Origin of the sequence: Streptomyces sp. NPDC004610 (assembly GCF_040609715.1) — a bacterium.
Classification (GTDB): domain Bacteria; phylum Actinomycetota; class Actinomycetes; order Streptomycetales; family Streptomycetaceae; genus Streptomyces.
This window is the reverse complement of record NZ_JBEXLA010000077.1, coordinates 1-17,445: the sequence shown is the minus strand read 5'-3', so window position 1 is coordinate 17,445 and position 17,445 is coordinate 1. Positions and strand designations below refer to the sequence as shown.

The 17,445-nt window shown below is 70.3% G+C and carries 15 protein-coding genes; 11 read left to right on the top strand and 4 right to left on the bottom strand.

Going from position 1 to position 17,445, the window contains the following annotated elements:
• On the top strand, positions 1-1,320 hold a 1,320-nt coding region (locus ABZX40_RS41130), incomplete at its 5' end, for an FAD-dependent monooxygenase (protein WP_356162863.1).
• A gap of 179 nt (positions 1,321-1,499) precedes the next feature.
• On the top strand, positions 1,500-3,104 hold the full coding sequence (locus ABZX40_RS41125) for an MFS transporter (RefSeq protein ID WP_355751107.1): 1,605 nt from the start codon (positions 1,500-1,502) through the stop codon (positions 3,102-3,104).
• A gap of 186 nt (positions 3,105-3,290) precedes the next feature.
• Here ABZX40_RS41125 and ABZX40_RS41120 read toward each other — a convergent pair whose 3' ends face one another.
• Together ABZX40_RS41120 and ABZX40_RS41115 are read right to left on the bottom strand one after the other, a co-directional pair.
• A complete protein-coding gene (locus tag ABZX40_RS41120) occupies positions 3,291-3,503 on the bottom strand; it encodes a hypothetical protein (RefSeq protein ID WP_355751110.1) in 213 nt (70 codons plus the stop codon).
• A gap of 185 nt (positions 3,504-3,688) precedes the next feature.
• Positions 3,689-4,084 (bottom strand): hypothetical protein, encoded by a 396-nt coding sequence (locus ABZX40_RS41115; protein ID WP_355751113.1) that lies wholly within the window; start codon positions 4,082-4,084, stop codon positions 3,689-3,691.
• A 1,348-nt stretch (positions 4,085-5,432) separates the two neighbouring features.
• Here ABZX40_RS41115 and ABZX40_RS41110 point away from each other — a divergent pair.
• The gene (locus tag ABZX40_RS41110) at positions 5,433-6,458 is read left to right on the top strand and encodes an SGNH/GDSL hydrolase family protein (RefSeq protein ID WP_355751116.1); all 1,026 of its coding nucleotides are present in this window, start codon (positions 5,433-5,435) and stop codon (positions 6,456-6,458) included.
• 1,017 nt (positions 6,459-7,475) lie between these two features.
• Positions 7,476-7,958: a hypothetical protein gene (locus ABZX40_RS41105; protein ID WP_355751119.1), complete on the top strand. Its 483-nt coding sequence runs from the start codon at positions 7,476-7,478 to the stop codon at positions 7,956-7,958.
• Positions 7,959-8,193: 235 nt separating this feature from the next.
• Here the strand turns inward: ABZX40_RS41105 and ABZX40_RS41100 are convergent, their stop codons facing one another.
• Positions 8,194-10,089, bottom strand: a complete 1,896-nt coding sequence (locus ABZX40_RS41100) for a glycosyltransferase (RefSeq protein ID WP_355751122.1) — start codon at positions 10,087-10,089, stop codon at positions 8,194-8,196.
• A gap of 84 nt (positions 10,090-10,173) precedes the next feature.
• Here ABZX40_RS41100 and ABZX40_RS41095 point away from each other — a divergent pair, with 84 nt between their 5' ends.
• The 7 genes from ABZX40_RS41095 to ABZX40_RS41065 all read left to right on the top strand — a co-directional run bounded on the left by ABZX40_RS41095 (position 10,174) and on the right by ABZX40_RS41065 (position 15,941).
• Positions 10,174-10,542, top strand: a complete 369-nt coding sequence (locus ABZX40_RS41095) for a hypothetical protein (protein WP_355751125.1) — start codon at positions 10,174-10,176, stop codon at positions 10,540-10,542.
• Positions 10,543-11,007: 465 nt separating this feature from the next.
• Entirely contained in the window at positions 11,008-12,492 is a 1,485-nt protein-coding gene (locus ABZX40_RS41090; RefSeq protein WP_355751128.1) for an alpha/beta hydrolase, read from the top strand.
• 82 nt (positions 12,493-12,574) lie between these two features.
• Positions 12,575-12,865, top strand: a complete 291-nt coding sequence (locus ABZX40_RS41085) for a relaxase domain-containing protein (protein ID WP_355751130.1) — start codon at positions 12,575-12,577, stop codon at positions 12,863-12,865.
• 230 nt (positions 12,866-13,095) lie between these two features.
• On the top strand, positions 13,096-13,728 hold the full coding sequence (locus ABZX40_RS41080; protein ID WP_355751132.1) for a hypothetical protein: 633 nt from the start codon (positions 13,096-13,098) through the stop codon (positions 13,726-13,728).
• Positions 13,725-14,171 carry an SRPBCC family protein gene (locus ABZX40_RS41075; protein WP_355751135.1) on the top strand — a complete coding sequence of 149 codons (447 nt, stop codon included), beginning with the start codon at positions 13,725-13,727 and terminating at the stop codon, positions 14,169-14,171. Before ABZX40_RS41080 ends, ABZX40_RS41075 begins: the two co-directional genes overlap by 4 nt.
• A 150-nt stretch (positions 14,172-14,321) precedes the next feature.
• Positions 14,322-14,672: a YciI family protein gene (locus ABZX40_RS41070; RefSeq protein ID WP_355751138.1), complete on the top strand. Its 351-nt coding sequence runs from the start codon at positions 14,322-14,324 to the stop codon at positions 14,670-14,672.
• Positions 14,673-14,675: 3 nt separating this feature from the next.
• Positions 14,676-15,941, top strand: a complete 1,266-nt coding sequence (locus tag ABZX40_RS41065; RefSeq protein ID WP_355751141.1) for a DUF6596 domain-containing protein — start codon at positions 14,676-14,678, stop codon at positions 15,939-15,941.
• A 340-nt stretch (positions 15,942-16,281) separates the two neighbouring features.
• Here ABZX40_RS41065 and ABZX40_RS41060 read toward each other — a convergent pair whose 3' ends face one another.
• On the bottom strand, positions 16,282-17,247 hold the full coding sequence (locus ABZX40_RS41060; protein ID WP_355751144.1) for a GntR family transcriptional regulator: 966 nt from the start codon (positions 17,245-17,247) through the stop codon (positions 16,282-16,284).
• Between the last annotated feature and the right edge of the window lie 198 nt (positions 17,248-17,445).

The window sequence follows — 17,445 nt, the reverse complement described above, 5'->3', positions numbered from 1 at the left end:
GTACTCGCCTCCCGCGGACTCCACGAACGGTTCTTCCAGGAATCCATGAAAATCTCCACCGGCCACTTCGCCAACCTCGCCAACCGCCTCGACTTCTCCGTCCTCGACACCCCCCACCCCTACACCCTGTTCATCCCCCAGGCCCGCACCGAAGAACTCTTCGAGGAACACGCCCTCCACCTCGGCGCCACCATCCGCCGCGGACACCGCGTCACCGGCTTCACCGAACACCCCGACACCGTCACCGTCCAGATGCAGGGCCCCGACGGCGACTACGAGATCCAGACCGAGTACCTCGCCGGCTGCGACGGCACCCGCAGCACCGTCCGCGAAGCCGCCGGCATCGACTTCCCCGGCACCCCCTCCCGCTTCCTCGGCTGGCTCGGCGACGTCCGCTTCAAGAACCCCCCCGCCCCCGGCTTCAACCGCTTCACCGAACACGGCGGCCTCATGATCGTCCCCCTCCCCGGCGACCGCTGGCGCATCGCCGGCACCGACGCCGGAGGCGAAACCACCCAATGGCCCGGCGACTTCACCCTGGAAGAACTCCGGGAGAAGACGATCGCCATCGCGGGTGACGACTTCGGGATGTACGACCCGACCTGGCTGTCCCGCTTCGGCAACGCCACCCGCCTCGCCGCCCACTACCGCCACGGCCGCATCGTCCTCGCCGGCGACGCCGCCCACCAGCACTACCCCACCGGCGGCGTCGGCATGAACGTCGGCGTCCAGGACTCCTTCAACCTCGGCTGGAAACTCGCCGCCACCATCAACGGCTGGGCCTCGGACGGACTGCTGGACAGCTACCACACCGACCGCTACCCCATCGGCGAACAGCTCATGGAACACAGCCGCGCCCAGACCTACCTCTTCCACGCCTTCACACCCGAAGGACTCGCCCTGCGCGACCTCCTCAGCCGCATGGTGCCGCAGTCCCGGGAATTCAGCGACTTCCTCGCCGGACGGCTCACCGCACTCGACGTCGCCTACACGAGCGACGACCCCGACGCCCACCCCCTCACCGGAACCCGCGCCCCCGACCTCACCTTCACCAACCCCGACACCAGCGTCTTCGCACTCCTGCGCGCCGACTCCTACCTCCTCCTCGACCTCACCGACGGGGCGCTCCTCACCGACCGGACCCAGGACCACATCCACGTCCACTCCGCCACCCCCGACACCCCCCGCACCGACTGGAACGGCATCCGCGCAGCCCTCATACGCCCCGACGGACACCTCACCCACATCTGGACCCAACAGGACGACGCTCTACTCGGCGACGCCGTCGACACCGGAATCGCCACCACACTCGGCCACTGACGGCCACAGCCGACCGACCGCACCCACCGGAAGGCACGCGTGCGGCGCGGTCGGCCGATCCCGCGCCAGACACCTCACCTGCTCCGCAGGTCCTGTCCGCCTGTAGGCCTGTCACCACACCCCTCACCCCCACCCTCCTCTCCCCCCTCACCCGACAGCCGCTCCGCTGAGGAGTTCTCATGGTTACTGACAATGATCCGACCGCCCCCGACCCCCGGCGCTGGTGGGCACTCGCCGCCCTGGTCACCTGTGTCCTCACACTGGGTGTCGACACCACCATCCTCAATGTCGCCCTGCCCACCATGGCCGAGGACCTCGGCGCGGGAACCGCCGCGCAGCAGTGGATGGCCGACTCGTACGTGGTCGCCTTCGCGGCGCTGATGCTGCCCGCGGGGCTCCTAGGCGACCGCTTCGGGCGCAGGCGGATGCTGATCACCGGACTCGCGGTCTTCCTGGCCGGGTCGGTGATCGGTGCGTTCGCCCCCGATGTGGCCTGGGTGATCGCCGGCCGCACGGTGATGGGCGTGGGCGGGGCGCTGGTGATGCCGCTGGCGCTGTCCGTGCTTCCGACGCTGTTCAGCGGTGCCGAGCGGACCAAGGCCGTCGCCATCAACTCGGCCACGGTGGCGCTCGGTCTGCCGCTCGGGCCCATCGTCGGCGGCTGGCTGCTCGACCGGTTCTGGTGGGGCTCGGTCTTCCTGATCAACGTCCCCTTGGTCGTGATCGGTATCGCGGCCTGCGTGTTCCTGCTGCCCGAGACCCGCGACCCCGCCTCCCCGAGGATCGACCCGATCTCGACGGGACTGACCGCGGTGGGCCTCGCCGCTGTCATCTACGGCGTCATCGAGGCGCCCATCAAGGGCTGGGGCGACCCGCTGGTCCTGGGCCCGCTCGGCGGGGGACTGCTGTTCATCACCTGGCTGGTCCTGCGGGAACGCAAGGCGGTGCGGCCGATGCTCGACCTGAAGCTCCTCGCCGGGCGCGGGTTCCTGCTGAACGCGCTCGCCGCGACCCTGGTGACCTTCATCCTCTCCGGGCTGCTGTTCGTCCTGCCGCAGTACCTCCAGACCGTGCTGGGTAACGACGCCTTCGGTACCGGGCTGCGGCTGCTGCCGATGGGCGCCGGGCTGATCGTCGCGACCCGGGTCGCGCAGCCGGTCGTCAACCGGTTCGGGCCGCGTGCGGTGGTCACCGGGGGACTCGTGGTCCTCGCAGTGTCGGCCCTGATGGGCAGCCGTACGACCGTCGGCTCCGGCTACGGGTTCACCGCGCTGTGGCTGACCGTCGCCGGTGTGGGCTTCGGCTTCTCCATCGTCCCGGCCATGGACGGCGCCATCGGACGCCTGCCCCGTGACCGGGCGGGCAGCGGTGCCGGTCTCCTCATGACCCTGCGCCAGGTCGGCGGCGCCATCGGCATCGCCGCGCTGGGGAGCCTCCTCGCCACCGTCTTCCGTGGACGGCTTGACCTGGGCGCACTGTCCGAGCAGGCCGCGCACACGGCCCGGGAGTCGGTGGTCGCCGCGCATGTCGTCGCGGAGCAGTCCCATATGACCGCGCTGGCTGCCGACGCCAACGAGGCGTATGTGAGCGGGATGAGCGTGGTCCTGCTGGTCTGCGGCATCGCGGCGTTCGTCACGGCCCTGATGACCGCCGCTCTGCTGCCCCCGGCCCCTGGAACGGGGACAGTGGTGGGCAGGGGACGGAAAGCGAATGAACCGGCCGAAGCGCGCGAAGCTCCGGCTGCCGTCGCACCGGAACGCGAGAGCCGAGCCGGCCGTTCGTGATCGAACGAGACCGTGAGGGCATAGGCATGACGGACACCACGACCGAGACGGCGCGGCGACCACCGTGAGGGCTCCGCCGCACCAGGAGCCATTGATGTGGAAGACCTTGGGCGTGAGGTGGATGCCCCCTCTCACGCCCAAGGGCACACACAAGGAGCTCACGCCCCTGCCCCACCGAGTTTGCCGCTACCCGTGCTCAACAACCACACACGGCTGCCCCTGCTCGCGCCCGCCATTCGCCATCACCGCCGTCGCCCAGTGCATCTCCGCCGACTTCGCCAGACAGCGACCGCTCCTGACCTTCGGCAGCACGGCCCGCATGGCCTCCCTCGCAGCCTCCCTGATCATCGCCACCTCGCCGCAGACGGCAACGGCGGCCGTCGGGCGCCGACTCGACATCGACCTGGTGCTCAACGGAGGTGGGACCTGTGTGCGCGGCGCGTGGATCGGTTCGCCTCGCTGGCTGCGGCGGCCTCGAAGCGACGCTCGGATCGCTCATGAGCAGCGACAGCCGAAGCAGCGGGGGCCGACCGGGGCGGCGAACCGATCCACCGTGCCGCCCCGGTCCTTTCAGTGGCCCTGTGTCACGGACAGCTGGATGCGGTCTGGATCATGATGCCGGTGACCGTGAAGGACGATTTGAACACCGCGGTCGTGTTGGGGTTGACGCACAAGGCCCCTGTCGACCCGGACGGGTTGTAGGTGTAGCGGAGGTAGACCCGGTCGTCGTTGCGTGTGTTGTGGACGTAGTCCGCACCACGGCTGTTGGCCCCGAGGTTCTGGTAGGAACTGGTGACGTCCTGGTAGGCGGCCGTGGGCGTGCCGGCGTTCCACTGGGTGGCGGTGGGATAGAAGCACACGCGGGGGTAGGCGCACCCGTTGTAGCTGTCCGCGGCGGCGTGGGGCGCCGTGGCGATTGCGGCGGCGATGACTGCGGCTGAGGCGGTGAAGAGCGCACTGGCCCTTCGGAGTGTATGCATGGCTACGATGCTTGCGTTGGAAGACCGGCATCAGTACCGCGGTTCTGGACAGGCCGCAGTCTGCCAGGCGGACCGCGTTCCCTTATGGCCCGTTTCCTTACTGCCCCTCAGGTGCCTCATGGGCATATTCGCTGCATGCCATCCAGCGTCACCGCCCTACCGTTCCAGGATGTCCAGAACCCGATGACGCAGGCGGGATATGGGAAAACGGCAGACGTGGCATGGACAGAAGCGCTTCAACTGTCTGCCTTGATGTAGTCACCCATGTGGTGGAGGCCGAGCGCGGACGACCACGACGACGATGGCCGCACGGCCCCTGCACAGTAACTGGCGGGCGGGGGAGTTGACTCGGCTCGGCTTCCCCCCCGCCCCTCGACCACTGTGTTCGGCAAGCACCATGGCCGCCTGCCAGGCCGACTCGGGCTTGTCCGGCCGCTCATGGCTGATGCGGGAGTGGATCTGTCCCGAGCCCGTTCAGTCTGCCGTGGCCGACCCAGCCCAGCCCGGATATGGACTCGTTGGCCGGCTTGGCTTCGCCATGAGTGCACGGTTCGCCCTGATCCGGCCGTCCAGCTCGAACTCGTCCGGCCGGCCGGGTGACCGCCAGGTGCCCAGGCCGCTGATCGATGGACCCCGCACCGCGTTCGGACCGGCGTGCAGTGGGCTGACCTGCTTGACCTGCCTGAACGATTCGGGGCGTGGCACGATCCACGAACGGCACAGCCGTGGTCTGCCGAGGGAAGGGCAAGCCCTTGGGCCTCCGGGGGACGGTGGGCCTCCCGGTCAGGCGGCGGGACACGGGCCAGCGCAGAAGAGTTGAGATGCCTCGGCACCGAGTGGGGCGCGTGGCCAGCCAGGCACCGACCCACACCTGCCTGAACCTACTGCGCTCAAGAGTGTGGGTGTCGAGCCAGATCCAGAACCCAATGGCGACGCGGAAGCAGTTGCGGTCGGAGGAGGCCGCCCCAGACGAACAGTGGCTGCGGGCCGGCCGCGCGCGGGCGTGCGTCGCGGAACAGAGCGGGTGAAGACCGGATGCCATGTTCAACGAGCAAGGGCACCAGGTCGCAGATCTGGAACATCTGACGCCCCGCCACGAGCTGCCGTAGCCGTCGCTGACAGCCCCTCTTCTCGGCGGTGTTGCCCGATGCCTCTCAGCCGTACGACGGCTACGGATAGTTGCCATCGTCCGCGGGACGCTCGCCGCTGAGGCAAGAACCTAAACGGCGACGCGGCCCGTCACACCCATTTGACTAGTCACCCTTCGCGCATGAATGATCACCGATGGTTCCAGCTGACCGGCCCTTCCCGTGGGCCTCAACGACAGGGCACATCCATGTCTTCGGCCATGCGTAGGACGACGAAATCTCCGGTGGTACGGCGGCTGACTGCCGCAGCCGTCGCGCTGGGCAGCTGCCTTGCGCTCGCCGGCCCGGCGGGAAGCGCGGGCGCTGCGCCCGCCGACCCTGTACCGACCGTCTTCTTCGGCGACTCCTACACCGCCAACTTCGGCATCGCCCCCATCAACCAGGACGGCAAGAGGGATCTCTGCTTCCAGGCGAAGGAGGACTACCCTGCCGTCGCCACCCGGCGCCTCGCGGACAAGGGCATCACGCTCGACGTCCAGGCGGACGTCTCCTGCGGAGGAGCCGTCGTCCGGGACTTCTGGCAGGAGCAGGAACTACTGGTGCCCGGTATGACGGTCCCGCCGCAGCAGGACGCGCTCAAGCCGGACACCCAGCTGACGGTGGGAAGCCTGGGCGGCAACACACTGGGCTTCAGCCGCATCCTGAAGCAGTGTTCCGCCGAACTGCGGGACCACGCTCTGCTGCCGGGAGCACCGGTGGACGAGGACGAGCCGGCCTCCAAGTGCGGTGAGTTCTTCGAGACCGGGGACGGAAAGCAGTGGCTGGACGGCCAATTCGAGCTGGTCGGGTACGACTTGGAGGAACTACTCGACCGCATCGGCTACTTCGCCCCCGATGCCAAGCGCGTCCTGGTCGGCTATCCCCGGCTCGTGCCCGAGGACACCACCAAGTGCCTGACCGTGGCGCCCGGCCAGACGAAGCTGCCGTTCGCCGACATCCCCCAGGACGCCCTGCCGGTCCTGGACCGGATCCAGAAGCGGCTGAACGATGTCATGAAGAAGGCTGCCGCCGACGCCGACGGCGGTGCCGACTTCGTCGACCTGTACGCCCACACCGGCGGCAACACGGCCTGCGACGGTGCCGACCGGGGAATCGGCGGCCTGCTGGAGGACTCCCAGCTCGATCTGGGCGCCAAGCTCCCCTGGTACGCGCACCCCAATGACAAGGGGCGCGACATCCAGGCCAAGCAGGTCGCCGACACGGTCGAGGAGATCCTCAACCGGTAGGAAAGAGAGCACAGTTCCCGCCGGTGGCAGCCAAGAGCGCAGCGGGATCTGTTCCTTTCCGATCGCTGACCGAGCGGCAAGAAACGGCGGGCGTGCCCGCGGGACCACGGATCCCGCGGACGCCCGCCGTCCTGCTGCCAGGTGCCACCCGGCCTGCGCGTCCAGGACCTGCGTGCGCTCCCTACGGCCCGGAGCCGACCAGCCGCGCCAGTTACTCCACGCCGCTGCAATCCCGGCCGAGGATGCGGTCGCACGAATCGGCTGTGCAGGCATTGGGAATCCCATCCTGAATTGCTGAGCCGGTTCGGTGCCGATCGCGTCGAACGCTCCCCGCGCACCGAGGCGGAACCCCTGGGATCCGCCGCACTCACACTGGAACACCTGAGCACAGTCGGCTTCTCCTCGATGCCGTCGACGTGCCCGCGCTGCACGTCTCAAAGCCGCAGCCCTCGCCGTCTCGCTGGCCGCCGCGGTGCTGGACCGGACCTCATCTCCTTCGGCCTGCTCCTGCATAGATGTCGTGCGCTTCGTACTGGGCACGGGCGATGCCGTCGAGGGCCTCGGGCCGCGCGTACGAAGCCGTGGCTTCTACCGGTTCTCGTCGTACTCCTGCCCCGCTCGGACCCCGACCCCGACCCCGTACCAGAGACAGCCCCTTGCCCCGCTCGATCAGATGGCCGAACGGGGCGAAGCCCACGCCCGTCTCCCCGCGCATCACGAGCGCCCTGCTCTCGCCGCCTCGAACGGCGGTGAGCAGTTCATCGAGCCGCCCACGTCATGGCCGCTTCCCAGAACGCGTGTCAGCGTCATCGACCCGACAGCCCCGTCGCAGCGGCCGGGCACACTCGACGGCGCCTCGCCCCCCCCCGGGGGGGACAGGGACCGCACGAGTGCCCTCGCGCACGGTCGATCGACCGATTCCGCCCCTCGTGTCCATGGCTCTCGTCCATGATGCCGTCATGGCCCGGGGCGGCGGGGCGCGCGCCCGCACGGGTTACTCGCAGCGGAAGGGGCGGAGTGAACACGGACATTCCCCTGGTGGACCCGACGGTCATCGAGCGTGCTCTGGAGGCCGAGACGGGGCATTTCCCGAGGAAGCGCGAGGATTTCGTCCGGAATTTCCTCAATGGCAGCGCCGAAGCGTTCGCGAGGGTCAGAAAGGCGTTGGCCGAGGAGGAAGAGGTCTGGGAGGCGGTACCCCCGGCCCTCTACGTCCGGGGATGGGCCCGCGCGATCGGAGCGGTCCGGCTGCGGGCCGAGGCTCAGGCGTTCGTGGACGTCTGCGATGCCGACGAGCCGCAGCGCGACGCGGTGACGGCCGCACTGGGGCGGCTGGCCGTCACCTACACGGCAACCCGGGAACTGCTCCTGTCGACACTGGACGACGGCGATGCACGCGCCCGTGTGGGGACGGACTTCCGGGGCGGGGCCGGCGTCGGGGAGGGTGACGGTCATGCGCCCGCGGGAGGCGTTCGGCGAAGACGTCGCAGTGGGTCATGAGGCGGGCGGGGGCGGCGATGGCGACGGGACGGCCCGGCGGCCGGGCCGCGTGCCGGGCCACCAGGGTGGTCCGGTGGTCGGCCCGGAGTTGGCACAAGAGCAGCCCCCTGGCGGCCGAGCCCTGCTCATGCGCGTGATACGGACCAGCGGCCCGGCCGCCCCACGCAAGCACAGCAGACCTACCCAGTGGCCCGGCCCCGCACAGTCGTAGGCGCCACAGACGCCTCCGTTCCGGTCAGCTCCCGCGCACCCTCATCGCGTCCAGCAGTCTCCGTCCCCGCCCCGGCCGGTACGCCGGGCCCTCCACGCGGACGACCTTTCCGTCACGGATGACCGCGTGGCCCAGGGGGGCCGGGGACCTGGGCAGGGTGATGGGGTGGCGGCCGGTGGGGAGGTCGATGCGGGCGGGTAGGCGGAGGGCGGACGTGGGGCCGTCGGGGATGACCTCGGCGGTGATCTTGCGGGACGCGACCGTGATCCGTAGCCGGGCCGGGGGTGTGCCGGGTGCGGCGGCGATGTACGGGAGGGGCAGGGGGCCGGTGGTCCGCGCTGTGTTCGCCGTCGCGGCCTCCGCCGTGTCCGGTCCCAGCCGGCGCCGGGACGGGCCGACGTCGACGGCCAGCTGACGGCTCGCCGTCCAGTAGGGCAGGCTGATCCGCCCGCCGGTCAGCGCCGGGGACGCGGCCGGGGAACCGGGGGTGCCGTCGCCGGTGATACGGACCATCCGGTCGATGCCGAGGACCTGGATGAACGCCCACACGTCGTGCACGCCCTGTTCCAGGGGCCGTCCACCGGCCAGGCGCTCGGGGTCGAGGGTGAGTGTGCCGCTGGCGACGAGCTGGGAGCGTCCGTCGGGGAGCGGGCGCGTGCGCACCACGAGTTCGCCCTGCGGGTACCACCAGTCCTGACGCTCCCGGTCCTTCACCACCAGCTCGGCGTGGGCCAGCCGGAACGGGTCGCGCACCTCCCAGGCGTGTGCCGGGCCCGGCACACCCGCCAGCAGCTCCGGGTCCAGATAGTGCTTGCCGTCCCGCTCCACCAGGACCAGTGGCTCGCCGTCGCCGCGCCGAAGGCCGATCGTGACCTCACCGGTCAGCCGGCCTTCGACCCAGCGCGGGGTGTCGATCTCCCCCACCGCCTTGACCTCGCGCACCCGTTCGGCGAGCGCTCGCGCACCGTCGAAGTCGTCCCGTTCGAGGAACTCGGCGCGCAGCCGGCTCACGGCGGGCAGCCCCTCGCGCACCGCCGCCGGGAACTCGCTCAGTGCCAGCTCGCGGGCCGCCGCGAACCGGGGGAGCTGGTCGGCCCGGTCCTCGTTGAGGATTTCGGGCTCGCGGGTGCGGGAGAGGATTTCGACATGGTAGAGGCAGTGTAGGAGACGGTTCTGGAGGGCGTCCATGTCGTCCGACGGCTGTGTGCCGTCCTTGATCTGCCGCACTATGGTCCGCAGATTGGGCCAGAAGCCGTGCCGGGGGTTGAAGCGGTGCCGGGTGTTGTTGCCGCCGTCGTCGCGCTTCATCCAGTAGTAGCAGGGGTAGTCCGCGAGGACTGAGATCCGGTCGGCCTTGAGGTAGGCGGCGCTGACGAAGAGGAGGTCCTCCAGAATCCAGGGCCCCTCGGGGAAGCGCAGCCCGTGTTCCGCCAGGAAGGCCCGCCGGAACATCTTGTGCGGGGAAAGGCTCTGCATCAGCTCGTCGTGCTCGATCGTGCAGGCATCGACCGTGTGCCGGAACAGCCGGCGCGGCCGGACCATCGTGCTGGACATCTTGCCCACCACGACGTCCGCGTCGTGCCGGACGGCGTGCGCGTAGAGGCGTTCCAGCGCCTGCGGCCCCAGCAGGTCGTCATGGTCGACGAACTGGACATACTCACCCCGTGCCACCCGTATCCCGAGATTGCGCGGCGCTCCCGGCCAGCCGGAGTTCGCCTGTGTGTGGACCCGCACGTTCAGATGCCCGGCGGCGATTTTTTCCAGCCTGCTCAGTGTGTCGTCCGTGGACCCGTCGTCGACATAGATGACCTCGTACTCGTCGGCGGGAAGGCTCTGCCCGAGCAGCGACGGGGCGCACTCGTCGACGTACTTCCCGGTGTTGTAGACGGGGACGATCACGCTGACCTTGACTTTTGGCATTCCAGAGACTTTACCTGGCGGCCGGGAGGGGTCGGCAGAGGCAGATCGCCGGGGTGGCCCTGCCCAACCGGGGAGCCCCCGGGCGTGATCATCCGCACCGGTGGCGTCCCCGAACCCAGGCGGGCGGGACTGAACCGCCTGGCGGCGCCGGAGGAGAACAGGGCCGACGAGTCGAAGGGCGACGACGTCTCCGACAGCAGCTCGCCCGGAAAGGACTCCCCGACAGGGGAGCCCGGCAACAGCAAGACCGACCCTCTTGCCAAGAAGGACATCGCACGCCTGCGGAACACCCTTGCATCCCTCCAGGAAGCAGCGAAGAAGATCAAGACGACCCCGGCCCGGCGAGCCGTCGAAGCCCAACCCGACGTCGCCACCCCACTCATCCAGGAGACCGGCTCGCTGCTCCAGCCGATCAACAGGGCTGTAGCGATCAGGCTCCCGAAGGCGGCGTGACCCCGAGTAACAGAATCTGGCTCCGCCGCACGTCGGGGGACGCAGCCACCAGGCCGATGCTCAGGGGCCGGTGAGGATGTCGTGGGTGCAGATGCGGCGCCGGACGATGTGCTGCTCGCCTTCCCTGAACCGGGTCGGCGAAGTAGCTGTCTGGGTGTTGTCGTCTCGGGTGTCGGTGCCGCGGCGCCTTGAGCTTGGTGGTCGGCAGCTCGACGGTGTTTCCCTCCTTGCAGAAGTCGGCGTCATGGCCAGCAGGTCGATTGAGACTGCGACGGATCCCTTCCCCTGCCCCGACCCTGACCGGTGTTCCCCCCCGCACCCCGATCGTCCCTGAGTGGTCCCCGACCCGACCCGGAGAAACCCCTGACAGGGGCACCGCATGGGCGGCGGTGCACCTAACGTGACGACGGTGCCCCGGCCGGGCCCGCACGCCTGACACAACCGCTCTCTTCACGAGGAGGATCCATGCCGTTGAGGGGCAGATCCGCCATGCGGCGCATCGCAGCGCGGGGCACGGCCATGGTGGTGGGAGCCGCCACGGCCGTGATCACCGGTCTCGCCGCCGCTCCCGGGGCCCACGCGTCGCCGTCTGCCACCGGGGCCCTGCGATGGGCACCGTGTGACGACCCGGCGCAGCCGGGAGCCGAGTGCGCCGTCCTTTCGGTGCCGGTCGACTGGGCCCACCCGGACGGGCCGGGACTCGACCTGGCCGTGGCCCGCCGCAAGGCCACCGACCCCGGCGCACGCGTCGGCTCGATGGTGTTCGGCCCCGGCGGGCCGGGTGACTCGGGTGTGGAGATGGTGGTGCGCCGTATCAGCCGGTTCAGCCCCGAGGTCCGCCGCAGCTTCGACATCGTCAGCTTCGACCCGCGCGGCGTGGGCGGCAGCAACCCGGTGACCTGCTCCGGCGACCTGCTCGCCGAGCGGCCGTCACCGGAGCTGAAGAACCAGGCGGACTTCGACGCCACCGTGGCGTACAACAGGCGGCTCCGTGCCGACTGCCGGGCCCGTACCGGCCCGGTGTTCGACCACCTCGACACTGCCCAGACGGTCCGGGACCTGGACGCCCTCCGGGCCGCCCTAGGCGAGCGGAAGCTGACCTTCCACGGCAGCTCGTACGGCACGCTGCTCGGGGCACAGTACGCCGAGACCTACCCGCGCCGCGTGCGCGCGATGGTGCTGGAGAGCGCCATGGACCACAGCGTCCCGACCACCCGTGACTTCCTGCGGTCCGGGGCGGCCACCGCAGAGGATTCATTCCAGGAGTTCGTGAAGTGGTGCGACGGTGCCGCGGACTGCGCGCTGTACGCCCGCGACGTCCGAGCCGTCTGGCAGGGCCTGTTGGACCGGGCCGGGCGCGGCGAACTGGAGGACCCGGCGAAGCCGGGCACCTCGCTGTCTTCTTCGGACCTGGTCAACAAGACCGCGTTCCGGAAGTTCTACCAGGCCGACTACGCGGGCCTGGCCACGGCGATCGCGGGGATGGACGCGAGCAAGCCGCTGCCCGCGTCGCCCGCCTCGGTAGCGCCGCTGCCTTCGGCGACCCCGGTCTTCTGCTCGGACTGGCACCTGCCGGTGCGCGACTACCAGGAGTACGCCTCCCTCGTCGCCATGATGAACACGACCGCGCCTGACCTGCCTTACCTGCTGCCGATCCACATGGCAGCGGCGTGTCTGGGTGCGCCGACCGCCAACCCGCAGCACCGGTTGGACGTTCACGGTGCCCCGCCGATCCTGGTCTCCAACGCGCTGCACGACCCCGCCACCGGCTACCCGTGGGCGGTCTCGGTGGCCCGGCAGCTCGGCCGCGGCGGCGTGCTCCTCACCTACGAGGGTCACGGCCACGGCAGCGTCACCAGCGGCCGGTGTATGGAGGACGCCGTGGACAGCTACCTCACCGACCTTGCAGTTCCGCCCCGGGGCACCAGCTGCCCCGCCGCGCCGTCCTGACAGCCTGCCGATCCGGATCCGCCCGGGGGCGGATCCGTTGGGAAGACGATCGTGACGCGCAGGCAACTCACCGACGACCAGGATGACGACCGAGGTGTGTGAGGAGCTCGGCTTGGCGACGGTCCCCGGGGAGGTGACGCCGGGCCTGCGTCCCGTCATGGAGATAGCCGGTGTCGACCCGGAGCTGATCGGCTGGTCCTCGACCCGGAGGCAGCGGATCGATGACGTCCTGGAGGGCCTCACCCACATGTACGCGCAGGAACAGGGGCGGCTGTCCGGGGAGAAGGCCCGGCACGGTCTGGGGTGGCAGGCGGCGCAGGACACCCGCCCGGCGAAGAAGACCGCGTATGGGAGCGCCAGGGGCGAGCCCTGACCGCCTCACAGCACCGCCCGACGGGCGCGGCAGCCGGTGCCGTACCTGGTGGGAAGGGGAGGATGGCGGCACCGGCGCCGCGCCCGCTACACCGAACCGCCCGGCCGCTGACCGCAGCGCGGCAGGGCGCGACAGTAGCGGCGACCGTGTCGTACGTTCCCGCCCGCCCGGGACCGGCAGGTGCGTCCTCACCGCGAGGACGCCCGGGCCCGGGCGGGAAGGACACAGTCATGAAGATCATCGAAGACGGCCTCTACCTCCATGACGGATACGCCTACGGGCCGCTCGCCGAGCGCGCGCTGCGGCGTGCGGCACAGGCGGGGGAGCGGCTCGACCGGATCCAGGAAGAAGCCGGGCACCTCACGGACGCCCAGCTCCGCTCCCGGGTACACAGCGCGCTGCGGCACTTCACACAGGACACGGTGCCGGTCCGCCAGGTCGACGGCCTCGTCGACCGGATCCGCCAGGGCGACCGGGTCGAATGGACCGTGCCGGACCGGCTGAGCTGCGGCGGACCGCTGCCGGTGACCTCGGCCCCAGGCCGGGAGCCGGGGCCACCGGCGACTGGGCGGGTGGGCCCACTATCGGCCCGGCCGGGGTGTTCTCCCGCCGACGGCCGGCCCTGGGAGGGTACGGACGCGTTCGTCGACCAGATGCCCGGTTGGTTCCGCCTCGACCGCACCCAGGGCCAGGCCCACGCTCTGTACAGGGATTCCGGTGCTGGTGGTCTGCGGCTTCGGCTCCCCGTCCTACTTCGCCGGAGATTCACGGGGTGGTGTCGAAACGGGGGCCGCCCGCGCGTCGGTGGAGTGAGCGGGGTGGCGAACAGCTCCCGCGCACGAGGTCACAGGAGGACCGTATGAGCACTACCACCCGCCCAGGGACGCCCACCGCCGCGCTGGTGAGCCGCCGTGTGGTTGTCGGCGCCCCGCCGTCGGTGATTTTCGCGTTGCTCGCCGCACCGGGTGAGCACGCAGCCCTGGACGGTACCGGCGAGGTCCGGGGCGTCGTCGACGGGCCGCAGTGGCTGGAATCCGGGTCGGTGTTCCGGATGCGGATGAAGGGCTACACGACCACGAACACCGTGGTGGAGTTCGAGGACGGTGCTCTGATCGCGTGGCGGCACCGCGGCCGGCATGTGTGGCGGTGGCAGCTGCGGGCGGTGCCCGGCGGGACCGAGGTCACGGAGACGTTCGACTACACCGCCAAGCGGGCCCGGCGGCTGGTGGAGCTTGCGGGCTTCCCCCGGCGGGCCGGTACCGCGATCGACAGGACTCTCATCGCACTGCGGGCGCGGTTCGCTTGAGCGACCAGGCCGCCCCGGCTGTCCGGCCCGCCGTCCGGACCCCACGCCACCGGGTCACCGAGAATCCGTGTCCTACGCTGTCGAAACCTCGCCCGCTTGCACGTCGGACAGGTGAGAGGCGGTACCACCGCCGCAAGGAAAGGGAACACCATGCGCTACATCCTGATGTCGCACGTCGACGAATCCGCTCTCGCCGGGATCGCACCGGAGGAGTTCCAGGCCACGATGGAACGCTTCGTGTCCTTCACCCAGGCGCTCGCCGAATCCGGCGTGCTCCGCGGGGCCGAGCAGCTCCAGCCCGCCGACACCGCGACCACGGTACGCAACCGGCGGGGCGAGGTCCTGCTCACCGACGGGCCGTACGCCGAGCTGACCGAGTCGTTCGGCGGCTTCTGGATCGTGGAGGCGACCGACCTGGACACCGCGCTGAAGTACGCGGCGGACTGCCCCGCCGCCGACTTCGGCTCGGTCGAGGTCCGCCCCCTCGCCGAGCTGGGCTGACGCATGCCGAACCCGGTCGAGGCCGCCCTCGAACAGGTCTACCGGACGGAGTGGCCCACCCTGGTGGCCACGCTCGCCCGCTGGACCGGCGACCTCGACCGGGCCGAGGACGCCGCAGCCGAGGCCGTCACCAGGGCCTTCGAAACCTGGCCCCGCGACGGGATACCCACCCGCCCGGCCGCCTGGCTGCACACCACCGCCCGCCGCAAGATCCTCGACCGGCTCCGCCGCGACAGCGTCGCCCTGGACCATCTCGCCACCCTGGCCCACGAACTGCGCGACGAACCCGGAGCCGACAGCGTCACCGACCCCGACGACCCATTCGCCGCCGTGCACTGGTCCGACACAGCAGCCGAGGACCTCCTCCGGCTCGTGTTCACCTGCTGCCACCCGGCCCTCGCCGTATCCGCCCAGGTACCGCTTGCCCTCCGCCTGCTGTGCGGACTGACCGCCGCCGAAACCGCCCGGCTGCTGCTCACTACCGAACCCACCGTCGCCCAACGCCTCGTCCGGGCCAAACGCAAGATCCGCGATGCCGGAATCACCCTGGACATCCCACCCCGCGCCGCCTGGCCGGACCGCCTGGACACCGTACTGACCGTCATCAGCCTCGTGTTCACCGAAGGACACACAGCCGCCGAAGGCCCGGCCCTGCTCCGCACCACCCTCTGCGACGAGGCACTGCGCCTGACCGCACTCCTGCGCAGACTGCTCCCCGACGAACCCGAAGTCCTCGGACTGTCCGCGCTCCTGCTCCTCACCGACGCACGACGCGACGCCCGCACCGACGGTGACGACCTGGTCCCGCTCGCCGACCAGGACCGCGCCCGCTGGCGGTGGGACGACATCGGCCACGGACTCCACCTCGCCACCCTGGCCCTGCGCCGGAGCGGGGACCGCCCTGGCCGCTGGGTGCTGCAGGCCGCCATCGCCGCGCTCCAGATCCAGCCCGCACCGGACCGGGAGGCCATCGTCACCCTCTACGACCGTCTCGCCGAACAGACACCGTCCCCGGCGGTCCTCGCCAACCGCGCAGCCGCCATCGCCCTGGCCCGCGGACCCGCCGCGGGCATCGCCGCCCTCGACGGCGTCCAAGCCGCCCCCGGCGATCACCGGCTGCTCGTGCTCCGTGCCGAACTGACCGCCGAACTCGGCCAACGTCCCGAAGCACGGCAGCTGATGCACCAGGCGATCCAGGCCGCCCGCAACGACATCGAACGCCGCCACCTGCGCCAACGGCTCAGCACCTGGACCGATACCGACACCTGAGTCGGCGCAGGCCCCGCCACCATCACCGCAGCCATCCTCGCTGTTCTGGGAGCCATCGAAAACGTCACACAGACCTTCGGCACCTACCACGGCCATGACAGGACCGAGGCAGCGGTGAAGACCGTGCAGCGACGCACCCCCACCGTGATTCAGACATTCAGGCGTAGCGGTCTGTCGGAAGCGGAATCAGGAGCTGCGTGGGCCGGTGCTGCCCGCTGTGCGGTACGGGTACCAGGGTCCTCGTTACCGTGCCCGCGCACTGGACCCGCCACCGCCGTGGTTGCGGCCGGCGTCCCGGGTGCCGGTGATGCCGGGCGCGTGTGCCAGGAGTCCCACAAGACTATGGGCTCGCTCGGGCGTGTGCCTCCACCAGGGCGGCGAAACCGTCGAGATGGCGGGCGAGGCTGTACTCGAACAGTCCGTCCACGTCCGACACCGCTTCCCCGGGAACCGCGGCCAGCAGCGGAAACCGTCCGGAGTGGAGGAGTTTGTCGGCCCGGGCCCGCTGTGTCAGCCACCACCGGTCGAGCGTCACACCGGTCTCCTGTTCGGCTTCGGCCTCATCCGCCATGGATAGCGCGACGGTGAGGACCAGCGCGTGCAGCGTGAGTGCCTCTCGGATCCGTGTCGTCATGGGCAGTCCGAGTCCGTCGAGTGCGCGCAGGGTCCACTCGGTATGCGCCATCATGCCGGGCACGAGCAGCGGGCGGGTGAACGAGACGGCCCTGGGCAGCCAGAGGTGTCGCCGGCACAGCTGCCATTGCCGGCGGGAGATCAGTTCGAGCTTGGCCCGCCACCCTTCCGGCCCCGGGACGGGCAGCTCCGGTTCGCCGAAGACCTCGTCGGTCATCTGCGTCACCAGTTCGTCTTTGGTCGCCACATGCCGGTACAGCGACATCGGACCGACGCCCAGCTCGGCCGCGAGTCGCCGCATGGATACGGCGTCGAATCCCTCGTTGTCGGCGATCGCGATGGCGGCGCGAAGAACGTGTTGCCGGTTCAGTGACCGCTTGGGGGCGCCGACCCGCCGTGGTCCCTGTGGTGCGGTGAGGCCGGTCGGCCGTTTCTGAACCGTGCGGGTGCTGACCACCGTGCCGGCACCGACCTTCGTCTCGACCAGCCCGTCGTCGCGGAGAGTGGCCATGACTCTGGTCGCGGTCGCGACCGCGACACCCCATCGCTGGGCGATCTGCCGGATGGAAGGCACTCGATCGCCGGGCCGCAGGTCGCCGGTCAGGATCCGGGCACGGATCTCCGCGACGATCTGCCGGTACGGCGGTTCCGGCCGCTGTGCTGACGTCGGCACAGGAATCCCCGATCTCTTGGTGAGGTCACCGTCTGCCAAAGAATGTACTAGTGCACTAGCTCCAGCACTAGTGCACTTTAGCGCGCTGGGCCCCAGAACCCTTGCTAGGCCGTGTCTGATGGCTCTTGTCCGGAGGGTGGATCTGCTGCTGTTCCGGGCAGGAGTCCGGCATGGTGCGTCGGCATGAACTGACCAATG